Source organism: Paenibacillus radicis (ex Xue et al. 2023), from assembly GCF_024722015.1.
Lineage (GTDB): Bacteria > Bacillota > Bacilli > Paenibacillales > NBRC-103111 > Paenibacillus_S.
In genome coordinates this window covers 1-12,850 of the sequence record NZ_JANQBD010000007.1, presented here as the reverse complement: position 1 = coordinate 12,850, position 12,850 = coordinate 1, and the positions used below count along the sequence as shown (strand labels likewise).

General features: G+C 44.8%; 9 protein-coding genes. All 9 read left to right on the top strand.

What is annotated here, in order from left to right:
* Window positions 1–19: 19 nt before the first annotated feature.
* The 9 genes from NV381_RS10785 (at window position 20) to NV381_RS10745 (ending at window position 12,019) form a co-directional block, all read left to right on the top strand.
* Window positions 20–472: a YhcH/YjgK/YiaL family protein gene (locus tag NV381_RS10785; protein WP_258213291.1), complete on the top strand. Its 453-nt coding sequence runs from the start codon at window positions 20–22 to the stop codon at window positions 470–472.
* A 54-nt stretch (window positions 473–526) separates the two neighbouring features.
* Window positions 527–1,339: an HpcH/HpaI aldolase family protein gene (locus NV381_RS10780; RefSeq protein ID WP_258213290.1), complete on the top strand. Its 813-nt coding sequence runs from the start codon at window positions 527–529 to the stop codon at window positions 1,337–1,339.
* Window positions 1,340–1,375: 36 nt separating this feature from the next.
* Window positions 1,376–3,793 carry a hypothetical protein gene (locus NV381_RS10775; protein WP_258213289.1) on the top strand — a complete coding sequence of 806 codons (2,418 nt, stop codon included), beginning with the start codon at window positions 1,376–1,378 and terminating at the stop codon, window positions 3,791–3,793.
* A gap of 317 nt (window positions 3,794–4,110) precedes the next feature.
* Window positions 4,111–4,653: a hypothetical protein gene (locus NV381_RS10770; RefSeq protein WP_258213288.1), complete on the top strand. Its 543-nt coding sequence runs from the start codon at window positions 4,111–4,113 to the stop codon at window positions 4,651–4,653.
* Between the two features lie 47 nt (window positions 4,654–4,700).
* Window positions 4,701–6,416: an ABC transporter ATP-binding protein gene (locus NV381_RS10765; protein ID WP_258213287.1), complete on the top strand. Its 1,716-nt coding sequence runs from the start codon at window positions 4,701–4,703 to the stop codon at window positions 6,414–6,416.
* A gap of 114 nt (window positions 6,417–6,530) precedes the next feature.
* Entirely contained in the window at window positions 6,531–8,339 is a 1,809-nt protein-coding gene (locus NV381_RS10760; protein WP_258213286.1) for a sigma-54-dependent transcriptional regulator, read from the top strand.
* A 144-nt stretch (window positions 8,340–8,483) separates the two neighbouring features.
* Complete coding sequence (locus NV381_RS10755) at window positions 8,484–9,812, top strand: four-carbon acid sugar kinase family protein (RefSeq protein WP_258213285.1); 1,329 nt, start codon at window positions 8,484–8,486, stop codon at window positions 9,810–9,812.
* The gene (gene pdxA, locus NV381_RS10750) at window positions 9,812–10,831 is read left to right on the top strand and encodes a 4-hydroxythreonine-4-phosphate dehydrogenase PdxA (RefSeq protein WP_258213541.1); all 1,020 of its coding nucleotides are present in this window, start codon (window positions 9,812–9,814) and stop codon (window positions 10,829–10,831) included. The genes NV381_RS10755 and pdxA overlap by 1 nt, the downstream gene beginning before the upstream one ends.
* Before the next feature lie 12 nt (window positions 10,832–10,843).
* The gene (locus NV381_RS10745) at window positions 10,844–12,019 is read left to right on the top strand and encodes an iron-containing alcohol dehydrogenase (RefSeq protein ID WP_258213284.1); all 1,176 of its coding nucleotides are present in this window, start codon (window positions 10,844–10,846) and stop codon (window positions 12,017–12,019) included.
* Window positions 12,020–12,850: the final 831 nt, after the last annotated feature.

Sequence of the window (12,850 nt, the reverse complement as noted above, 5' to 3'; positions counted from 1 at the left end):
GGAGAAGAGATGAGACAGGATGATTATCGATCATATTAACAATGCTTCGCTGTATTACGGGTTGAACGGGAAATTTGCTGCAGCGTTTCAATATTTACAAGAGCATGCGCTGGATGGAATGGATCCCGGTAAATACGAGATTCAAGGCTCGGAGTTATTTCTTATGATTCAAAGCTACGACACGAGAAGACAGGAGGAGGGCTTCTGGGAAGCGCATCGCAGTTATATCGATATCCAGATTATGCTTGAAGGTACGGAGAGGATGGGATATGCCTATGCCGGACACTTAACTACCACGGAAGACCATCTGGACGAGAAGGATTACAAGGTACTGGAAGGTGACGGAGGCTTCGTGGATGTTAAGGAGCATTGCTTTGTAATCTTTTATCCCGATGATGCCCACATGCCTTGTCTGGCTGCCGCTTACGGTTCGGCTCCTGTAAAAAAAGCAGTTTTTAAAGTGAAAATTTAATGTTAAAAGTTCAATGGCTGGCTTTTGGAATAGCCTTTATAAGGAGATGAAAGGATGAACAGCACTGAATTATTGGCCCATCTGAAAGACGGGGGCAGAGCTTACGGAACGTTGATAATATCAACGTCTCCCCGTTGGCCGGCTGAGGTGAAGAAGCTGGGCTTGGATTTCGTGTTTCTGGATACCGAGCATATGTCCATGGACAGGGATCAGCTTTCCTGGATGTGCCGTACGTATGGAGCCCTCGGAATGGCGCCGATCGTCCGGATTCCGTTTCCGGATCCCCATCAAGCAACCATCGCGTTGGATGCCGGTGCCGAGGGTATTGTAGCACCTTATGTAGAAACGGTGGAGCAAGTGCAGGCTTTGCGAGGGGCAGTGAAAATGAGGCCGCTTAAAGGCCGGAAGCTGCAGAACATGCTGGACGGTACAGAAGCAGCTGAACCGGTTCTAGCTGAATATTTAGAAGAATACAACCGTAAGCATATATTGATCGTGAACATTGAAAGCCAGCCTGCGTTGGATGTACTTGACGATATACTTGCAGTTCCTGGGCTGGACGCTGTACTTATCGGACCGCATGATCTTTCCTGCAGCCTTGGCGTTCCAGAGCAGTACCGGCATCCTGTGTTCGTGCAGGCAGTGGAAACGATTATTAAGAAAGCCCGTGCAGCTGGTGTTGCCGCAGGCATCCATTATTTTTTCGGAGTCGATCAGGAGATTGGATGGGGCAAGGATGGGATGAATCTGTTCATTCATGCTTCTGATATGACGGCATTTATGGAGAGTATGTCCCGTGATCTGTTGACGATCAAAGAAGGACTCGGGGATAAAACAATGAATACCACTAACAGAATCCATATATAAACCTTAACTTATAAAAGGATAGCAGGAGGATGCGAAATGAAACCGGATCAAGAGGCAGTTAATATAAGATTGGATGCATGGGACTTTTCGGATGCTGTACTTTTAGTGCCGGAAGGGCTTGAGGGTGCAGAAGCTAAAGCAATAACCGTGTTAATTGAAGAAACGGAGAAAAGAACCGGGATTGCTTTAGCTGTGACGCATGAATGGCCTGCTGACAATCAACCTGTAATTGTCGCAGGGACGGCAGCTTCCTTACAGGATATGGTTAAGGACTATTCGGTAGAGCTTGAGAAATTGTCCCTTCCAGGGAAAGAAGGGTACAGGCTTCTTGGATGTAAGGACGAAAGAACGGTCGTACTGATCGTGGGCGCAGATTCAAGGGGTATGCTTTATGGGATTGGCAAATTTCTGCGTAAATCAAGCTTGACGAAGCAGTCGCTGCAGGTACCTGCGAACCTATCCATATCCAGTACACCACGTCAATCCTGCAGAGGTCATCAGCTCGGCTATCGCCCCAAAACGAACGCTTATGATGCTTGGTCATCGGCCCAATTTGAACAATATATTCGGGAATTAGCGATATTCGGCGCAAACAGCATCGAAATAATGCCTCCCAGGACGGATGATGATGCGACCGGGCCACTAATGCAGGAGGACCCATTGAAAATGATGATCCGATTATCGGAAATCATCGATTCTTACGGTCTCGACACCTGGGTATGGTATCCTAACATGGCTGAAAATTATGCGGATCCGGCAACGATTCGTGAGGAGCTGCTGGAACGTGAGGAGATTTTCAGCAAGGTTCCCCATATTCATGCTGTGTTTATTCCGGGGAGTGACCCGGGGGAACTCGAGCCGGATCTCTTGTTCGAATGGGCTGCACAAGTAGCGGAGCTGCTTCAGAAATATCATCCTGAAGCCAAGCTATGGATTTCACCGCAGGTGATGTCGCATGAACCAGCGAAGTGGCTGGAAGGCTTTCTTGCCAACGTGGACAAAGAACCGGAATGGTTGGGAGGTTTAGTTTTCGGTCCTCATGTGGATATTACATTGCCGGATTTGCGCCGTCGCATTCCGGACAAATATCCGATACGCCGCTATGAAGATATTACTCATAATTTCCATTGTCAATATCCCGTTGTCAATTGGGATTTGGCGTTTGCACTAACTTTGGGACGGGAGAGCATTAATCCGCGCCCACTGGCTGAGAAGTATATTCATAACCTGCTCGAATCCTATGCTATCGGTAATATCTCATATTCCGAAGGCATTAACGATGATGTGAACAAATTTATATGGAGTGATCAGGACTGGGATTCGAAGACGGAGGCTATAGAAACATTACGAGAATTTGCCCGCTTCTTTATAGCCGATGCTTACACAGAGGGGATTGCGCAAGGATTGCTAGCTCTGGAGAAAAACTGGGAGGGGCCATTAGCGGTCAATGAAGGTGTGGATCAAACTTTTAATCAATGGCGGATGATAGAGCATTCGGCTCCTCCGGAAGTTTTGAACAATTACCGTTTCCAAATGGGGCTTCTCCGTGCTTATTATGATGCTTACATAAAGCGCCGGCTAATCTACGAAACGGAGCTGGAGTTGGAGGCGATGGACGCATTGAAATCGGCTCCTTCTCTAGGCGCACTTGTCACGCTGGAACAGGCGGAAGCCGCCTTATTACGAGCGAAGACCCATCCTGTCGCCGAGTCCTATCGGCAGCGCTGCTGGGAACTGGCTGACGAGCTGTTCAAAAACATCGGAGCACAGTTATCCGTAACCAAGCATCAGGCAATAGCCTTAGGCCGCGGTGCGTTTATGGATGCTATCGATTTTCCGCTGAATGATTCGAGATGGCTATCTGCTCAAAATGCTATTATCCGTGAAATGGATAACGAACAGGATAGGCTGAATGCTATTGATCAAATTGTGAATCGTACCAACCCGGGGCCTGGCGGTTATTATGACAATTTAGGCTCCTATAAGGGATGGCAGAGGGTCGATAAGGGCAAAGGCTGGGAGAATGATCCCGGCTATCTCGAATCCCCGCGAATGGCTCATGGAATTTATTTACTGCAAACCGAACGGGAGATCGATAAGAGCGCTATTCCTCCGATAGCCTCAACACGCCATGTCAATACGTTGGCCGATACACAGTTGACGCTTCAATATGACCATCTGGATCCTGGATCATCTTACAGTGTGAAGGTTACATATGTTGGGGATACCGCAAGTGAATTATCGCGGGATTACAAGGTGACGCTTAGCGCACAAGCTGGAAGCGTCTTACACGAAAATGTGCTGGTCAAACAAGGCCAGTGCACGCAAATTGAATCGCCAATTCCCCAGGAGGCTTTTGCTGATGGGAAACTTAGGCTAACTTTTACAAGAGTCAGCGGTTTCAAACGTTTGAATGTGTCCGAGATTTGGATTATCCGTAATGGAGCATCGTGAATGAAATATTCGGTTATACCGAGTGCATAATAATGTCGTACCTGAAGAGTTCAATGCTACGGGGTATTCATAAAACTAGGAGGTAACACATGAGTACAACTCTCGTCCTTTATGAGGATGGGAGTTTTTTTGTTGTACAGAGGAGGTTCTCCTGCCTAAAGATCTAAGCCTTCTTGAAACTACCACAGTAGTCTGGCTGGGAAATGAATCAAAACACTAACTGTATTTTTATTTCCAAAATATGCAATACCGGATATAATCATTGAAAGGACCAGGGGATAGCATGAATCCAAAATCAAATGAGGGGTGATTTCATAATGGTTAATGATATTAATTTTATTGAATTTGTAAAGCCTTTTTACGAAAAAAAGGATATTATGCATGACTTGTCTCATATTGATAGAATGATGAACTCCGCCCAACGCCTATTAATACATTACCCTGAAATAACGGATCATGAATTAATCAGGTATGGTTGTTATTTTCATGGTTTTATTTATTTGGAGGAGCAGTTGATTAGAGATTATTTATACCAGCAAGGATTAAAGGAGCCCTATGTAGAGAAAATTATCCGGATTTCCTGGGAATCCCAGAAGGATGAGGTTCCCGAATCATTGGAAGGCAAATTATTGCATGATGCTCATATGATTGAAGGCGGCAAAACGTATTTAATCGTCAAATCTTTATGTACGGGTACTGCTAGAGGCCAAAGCTTAGAGCAAACACTGGAATATTTTGAAACTAACGTTCTCGGAAAAGGTGCATGCTATCTGCCTGAAGCCCAGCCTCTATACAAGGAAATGCAGCAATTTGCGAGAGATTTCATTAACGATTTACGGCAAGGACTACATGGAGTATAGTGGGTACTTGATCCCAATTAATTTCAAAACGGAAAGAGTGATCGGGTTTGCTTAAATTATTTTTTTCTTACTACCGACCTTATAAGAAGCTGTTTTTTTTGGATTTTACATGTGCTGTTGTTGCCGGTCTTCTGGAGCTGGGATTTCCCCTTGCAGTGCACCAATTTGTTGACAAGCTGCTGCCGAGTAAAGATTGGTCGTTAATAGTGTGGGCTTGCGCGGGGCTGCTGGCGGTTTATATTTTGAATACCGTGCTGCAGTTTGTTGTAACTTATTGGGGACATATGCTGGGCATAAATATCGAGACGGATATGCGAAAAAAATTGTTCGAGCATATTCAGAAGCTATCGTTCCGTTTCTTCGATAATAATAAAACCGGTCATTTGATTTCCAGAATTACCAATGACCTGAATGAAATTGGGGAAATTGCCCATCATGGACCCGAAGATATTTTTATTGCGATTATGACTTTGGTTGGCGCTTTTATCCTAATGCTCTTTATCAATTGGAAGCTGGCTATCCTAACGTTCCTGATCATTCCGTTTATGGCTTGGCTGGCGATTTTCTTCAGTCGCAAAATGACGACTACATACCGCCGTTTGTTCGGGGATGTTGCTGATTTTAATGCGCGTGTTGAGGATAATGTTGGAGGTATTCGTGTTGTGCAGTCCTTTGCCAATGAAGAATATGAGAAGGAATTGTTTGCGATCAACAATAAGCGGTTTCGTGAAACAAAGCTGCTTGCCTATAAAATTATGGCCAAAAGCATGTCCGTCAGTTATATGATGATGCGCTTGGTATCGATGTTCGTCATGATTTGTGGGACATGGTTCGTTATTCAGGGCGAGCTGAGCTATGGTGGTTTTGTTGGGTTCCTGCTATTGTCCAATGTTTTCTTCCGTCCGATTGAGAAAATTAATGCTGTTATTGAGAGTTATCCCAAAGGTATTGCAGGCTTCAAAAGATATGTGGAGATCCTTCATACAGAACCGGATGTGTCTGATGCTCCGAATGCAATCGAAGTCAAGAAATTAAACGGGGATATTCGGTTTAACTCGGTTACTTTTGGCTATGAAGCTGAAAAGAAAATTATAAGCAATATCGATCTTTCCATTCGAGCTGGAGAAACGGTTGCTTTCGTAGGGCCATCAGGTGCAGGTAAAACTACGATATGCAGCTTGCTGCCGCGCTTTTATGAAGTCAACAGCGGAAGCATCCTGATAGATGGCATTGATATTCGAAACATGACTTTAACCTCACTGCGCAGACAGATTGGCATCGTCCAACAGGATGTTTTTCTATTCTCAGGTACCATTAAAGAAAATATCTCCTATGGCAAGCTGGATGCAACCGACGCAGAAATCTGGGACGCAGCAAAAAGAGCACAATTGGAGGATTTCATTAAACAGCAGCCTCAAGGAATGGAAACGGTTATTGGTGAGCGTGGTGTTAAGCTGTCAGGAGGTCAAAAGCAGCGTCTCGCGATAGCACGGATGTTTCTGAAAAATCCGCCGATATTAATTTTGGACGAAGCAACTTCAGCGCTTGATACAGAAACAGAAGCAGCGATTCAACAATCGCTCGCCGAGCTTTCAGCTGGTAGAACTACCCTAGTTATTGCACATAGACTTGCAACTATTAAGAATGCAGACCGGATAGTAGTTGTCACGGAAAAAGGAGTTACCGAGCAGGGCAGACATCAGGAGCTTATTGCAGCAGGCGGAGTGTACAGTCGGCTTCACAAAGCCCAATTCGGGTCCTGATGAACGGAATTATATAATCGGTTAAACTGTTGCAAAGTACCTTCATTTTGAAGGTGCTTTTATTTTTGTAATCAAAACTTTATAATGGGTGTATCAAAATGCAACGAGGTATAAATGATGAAAATACATGCACTAGTAATAGCGCCCTATAAGGGTTTAATAGAACTTACATCTAGCTTGAAGGAAGAGTTGCAAGATTTCCGGATATCCATGCTGCAAGGTGATCTATCCGAGGTGCTGCCGATGGTCACGCACATTGAAGAGGGAAAATATGATGTAATTATTAGCCGCGGTGGAACTGCAAGGCTATTGCGCCAGCATGTCAGCATTCCGGTTATTGATATTCAAGTCTCTGGTTATGATATCATGCGGATTATTACGTTGGTAAAGGATACCCAATCCAAAGTGGAAATGATCGGATTTCCTAATATTATCGATGGATTTATTGCTGTATCGCGTATTATGGATATCCAGATTCAGCATACCGTTATCGAACATGAGAATGAAGCAGGAAAAGCGTTGGTTAAAGCTAAGGAAACAGGCGTCAGCATGGTGCTGGGAGATACGGTCACAGTAAGAATGGCGCAGGAGCTTGGTCTTGAGGGTGTCCTCATCACTTCGGGAAAGGAATCTGTGCTGGAGGCTTTCGCGCAAGCCCGGTATATGCAGACCATCGTCAAAAGGTATCAGCAGAAATGTTCACTGTATGAACAACTGCTGAATAATCTGGACACAGGCTTTGCTGTTTTTGACGAAAATAACATGTTTCAATATGGAAATAATACGTTCTTCTCGCAATGGGACATATCCCCGGAACATTCAAAAAGAGAGCTTCGCGAACAAAATCCTAACATCACTCGTTTACTCGATTGTTTGAAACAAGGAGTAGTGTTTGATGAGGTTATTACGATTTGCGAACCTTTACAGCCTTTTGTATTGAGTGCAGGTCCGTCTACGACAGAATCAGGGCCGGGTTTTTACATGAAAACGAACTCTCGTCCTTCAATGGATAGTGAACTGAAAGTAAGCTTTTCTATGGGGGACATGCTTAGTTATCCGCTTCTTTTATCACGTGACAATGCTGCAAACACTGGCACTGAGGGAATAGGCAAAGAACATGGCGATTTTCCAATAGCCTTATATGGTGAGAAAGGCACAGGGAAACGGCTGTGGAGTTTAACTCGGATACAAAGCGATCAGCCGGTTAGAGACAAGCTTTTCATTGAAATAGAGCTGTTGAAATCGGGCAAGCGCTCTGTGGAAGGACTTCAAAATATATTGCTGCAGGTGGACGAATCGATTGTACTGTACCTGAATGGGATAGAAAACATGGAGCCTGTTCATCAAAAATCGTTAGCAGCGTGGATAATGGCTTCACATGCCCAAGTAATCTTGTCCTTCGAACAAAATCCGGCCGTCTTATTAGGTGAGGGAAACTTGGAAGCAACCCTGTATGAGCTTATTAAAGACAAAGCTGTATTCTTTCCCCCACTTCGTGAAAGGCGCGAGGATCTGGAGACGCTGATCCGGTCCTTTATAGCTAAATCAAATGAGACGACTGGCAAGCAGATTGTAGGTATGAGGGCCTCTGTGTTGAATGCGCTGCTGCAGCAGCCTTGGACAGGCAATCTCATTGAGCTTAAAGAAACGATTGATTGGCTCGTTCAAATCTCAGATGGAGATTTTATTGAGGAGGAAGCTCTACATCTATTGGCAGCTCAGAAAATTAACCGTGTTGTAAATGGTGCGGATACACAAGAGAACAGCAGTAAAATCAATCTTAATCAAACACTTGAGGAGATAGAGCGGGATATTATTCTAGTTATTATGGAGGAAGAGGAGATGAATCAATCCAAAGCAGCAAAGCGTCTCGGGATTAACCGATCAACTTTATGGCGGAAGCTGAAGCAAACTGAAAGTTAAAGCTAACAATTTTATGAAATGGATCACTTAATTATGCAACACACAACGCTAAGTTATTATATTAAAAATTAATTGTTGCAAAATAAGATGTAATGTACTACATTTTAGAGGGAGTAATGAAAAACAAGTGAGTTTTGAGGTGATATGTTGAAAATTGCAATAATTGCGGATGATTTGACAGGAGCCAATGATACGGGAGTGCAGTTGGCGCGCCGTGGTTTGAAGACATCTGTACTTCTCAAGTTGGAAGAGACCGCTGCAATGAGTGATGCTGGGTTAGAAGCGATTGTTATTGATACAGATAGCAGAGCCGCTAGTCAAGAAGAAGCTTACAATGAGGTCCGAGCAGCTTCTGAGTATATCAGGCGTCGTGGTTGTAAAATCATTTATAAAAAGATGGATTCAACGCTAAGAGGCAATATCGGTGCAGAGCTTAATGCTGTTTATGATGCACTTGCCCCTGATTTGATTATTATTGCACCGGCCTTTCCACAAAGCGGCCGATTGGTTAGAGAGGGCATCCTTTATGTAAACGGTAAACCTGTCCATGAAACAGCTGCAGGAAGGGATCCAAAAACACCAGTGAGCGAATCCCATATTCCGACGCTGCTCCAATCTCAAACAAACCGAACAATTGGACTTGTCGATCACAAGGATATAGCTGAAGGCAGCGACTACATGCAGCAGAAGCTCAGTCTATTTTATGACCAGCAAATTCGTTATGTAGTATTCGATACTACTTCAGATGCGGATTTGAAAGCTATCGCGAATTGTTTAGAGCAAACCCGATATGATGTAGTTTGGGCTGGGTCTGCCGGCTTAGCCAATTATGTGCCGTTCCTCAAGGCAGAGGTTCCATCAATGAGTATTGACCAAAATGATGAGCTTGCTGCGAATCCGAATCATTCGGTACTTCTGGTTGTCGGCAGCGTGAACGAACAGTCCAGAAAGCAGCTGGATTTCCTGTTGGAACATCATGATTCCATTAAGGCGGTCGAGCTTCAATCCTATACTGCGGTTGAAGGAAGCGTGAAGAAAGAGACGGAGGTTGCCCGAATTTGTGCGGAGGCGGAACAAGCCCTGCGGGAAGGCATGGATGTGGTGCTATTCAGTTCAGGCGATAAGGCAGACATCGATCAGGCAAATCAAGTGGGCAAAGGTTTGGGTCTGAATCCCACCGCAGTTAGTCAACGGGTTGCGGATACATTGGGCGAAGCAGCGGTTTACCTGATGAATCACATCCCACTGCAAGGTGTTGTTATGACCGGAGGAGATACAGCCAAGCAAGTATGCTTGCATTGGGGCGCTTTACGATTTGAATTGCTGGATGAGGTAGAAAGTGGTGTGCCCAAAGGGCTGTTGATTGGCAGCAATTCGAGCATTCATGCGATAACAAAAGCAGGCGGGTTTGGTACAGAGCAGGTGCTGCTTCATGCAATCGAACATTTACGACAGGGGGATACAATTGGATGATTAAACCGATCATTGGAATTACGATGGGAGATGGGGCGGGTGTTGGCCCTGAGATTATTGTGAAGGCGCTTCAGCATCAGTCCTTATATGATATTTGTAAGCCGGTAGTAATAGGCGACGCTAAAATGATAGAGAAAGCTATTCGAATCGTCAATAGCAGTGCTATTGTTAGGGTTGTTGATAATGTTTCGGAAGCGAGATATGAGTATGGAGTCATAGAGGTAGTTGATTTGGATTTGCTGCCGGCGGACTTGGTTTTCGGACAGGTACAGGCTGCGGCGGGTAATGCTGCTTTCCATTATTTGGCCAAAGCTATAGAGCTAGCCTTAGGCAATCAGATTGCTGCAATATGCACCGCTCCACTAAACAAGGAAGCACTGCATAAGGGTGGGCATCTATATCCGGGTCATACGGAGATATTGGCCAGCCTGACGGATACTGAGGATTATTCGATGATGCTGTATACACCCAATTTGAAAGTCATTCATTTGACCACTCATGTAGGTTTATTGAAGGCTATCGAAATGATCAATCCAGAAAGAACGTATAAGGTCGTAAAGCTTGCCCACGACACTTTAGTCCGGGCGGGAATGTCAGCACCGCGTATCGCTGTTTGTGGTATTAACCCTCATGCAGGCGAAAATGGATTATTCGGAAATGGCGAAGAAGAAGAGAAGCTCATTCCCGGGATTAAACGCGCAGAAGCGGAAGGCATTTGTGTGACGGGACCTTATCCTGCAGATACTTTGTTCTATCGCGCTGTCCGAGGCGATTTTGACATGGTGGTGGCATGTTATCATGATCAGGGCCATGCGCCGGTGAAGGTGCTTGGTATTGAATCAGGAGTCAACATTACCGCGGGACTTAAAGGAGGCGTTATCAGGACCTCCGTAGATCACGGTACGGCTTTTGATATAGCAGGTCTCAATAAAGCGGATGAACAAAGCTTGTTAACTGCGATTCGAGTGGCGGCCGAAATGGCACCTAAACCAAGTGTGGACAAATCGCTTCTAGGATAACGGGGTGAAACAATGAAAACGTATCAATTTCAGACGGCTGGAAAAGTTGTTGTGGGCAGCCACTCATCGCAGCACACAGTATCTTATGTAAGGGAAACTATCGGTACCGTTAAGTCTGCATTAATTATTTCCCAGCCTTCTATTCTGAAATCAGGCTTTTTGGACAACTTGGTACATGACTTGAAGCAGGCGGGGATTGGCTGTCAGTTGTTTACAAGCATAAAACCTGAGCCGACAGAGGCTCAATTAACTGAGATTTATAATCAATTTTCTGAAGAAAGCTTCGACGTATTGATTGGGGTTGGCGGGGGCAGCGTGCTGGATGCAACTAAGCTGCTTTCCGTAATATTCACAAACTCAAGTGGAATTCGCGATATGTTAGGGGCGGATTTGGTTGGTCAAGCCGGTATTCCGATGGTGCTCATTCCTACGACATCCGGCACAGGCTCCGAGGTTACGCCGAACGCCATCGTCACGCTTCCGGAGGAAGAACTGAAGCTGGCAGTGGTCAGCAGACATCTGTATCCGCAGCTTGTGCTTTTGGATCCCGTGCTGACATTAAGTTTGCCGCCCTCGATCACTGCTGCTACCGGAATGGATGCTTATACGCATGCACTTGAATCTTATATCTCGAATAAAGCTAATCCGATTAGCGATATGTTCGCTCTAGAGTCTATTCGTCTTATTTCTGATAGTTTGGTGGAGGTTTATGAGAATGGTAGTTCTCTTGTGGCCCGTGAAAGGATGCTGCTAGGCTCCATGTATGGAGGAATGGCGTTAGCCTCCTCGGGAACTGCTGCAGTGCATGCACTTGCATACCCATTGGGCGGCAAGTTCGGAATCACTCATGGAGTAGCCAACTCCATGCTGTTAACACATGTAGTGGAATACAATATGGATTCCATTCAAGACCGTCTGGCAGTTGTTGCTTCAGCAATGAAACTGCCTGAGGCTTTGGAGCCGTCGAGCTCCAGGGCGGCGGAAGCGGTTGTTGCGCGTATCGCCGAATGGACGCGCGTGCTCAATATCCCGCAAAATTTGCGGGATTACGGAGTGCAAGAGGAGCATATCGATTCTCTGACACTCGCTGCGTCTAAAGTGACTCGTCTTTTAAATAATAATCCCAAGCCTCTAGGACTGGATGATATTAGTGGGCTGTATCGCAAATTATTGGCTGCTCCTTGCTGAGATAATAACCGTCACGAATGTAAGGTGCGATAACTGAGTCGGGTTTGAGCGGCCTTTAGTGCGCTATCCGTAAGGCGCTCGGGATTTGCGCGCGCTGGAAAGGCTGTAAGCGGGTTTCTGATAATATTAGTATAAGTTTGGGCCGGAGGTTCACCATTCTAATATTGCAAGAAAAGCTACGGCTAAGACACGAATGTATCTTCCTCGAGAGGGCTTCGATCAGAAGCTTTTCTTATTTCTGTTTGAATTGAATAATATCATTTATATAGTAAATAAATGGAAGGAATCCGGGTGGAACTGGTTATCGCATTTAAGAAATAGTGCGGAGAGCTCTTTTTGATCAGCAAGCTTTGATATCTTGGGGGTAAGCCCTTGCTTACCCCTACATAACTTTTTCTCGACATCACACGAGAACTGAGTCTTCAGTTTACTCTTGACATTAAACGTTCTAAAGCTACTCTCAAACTTAAATCCAAAACTCAAACTCCAATTCCCAATTCAATCTAAACTCAAATCCAAATTCAAATCCAAATTCAAATCCAAATTCAAATCCAAGTTCAAATTCCAAAACTCAAACCCCAAACACAAATCCCAATTCAATTTAAACTCAACCTAAACTCATATCCAATTTCAAGCTAAATTCAAATTCAAATCAAACCCAACCCAACCCAACCCAACCCAATTAACGGGACGGAAAAAAGAATTATATAAAACGCACTTAACATTATAACTGAATAAGTAACCGATCGATGGTATCCTGAGGATACTTGTTGATTCTATTCATAAACGCTGTGACATGGAGTCGAATGCGATAAAATTTGTTGAAAAACA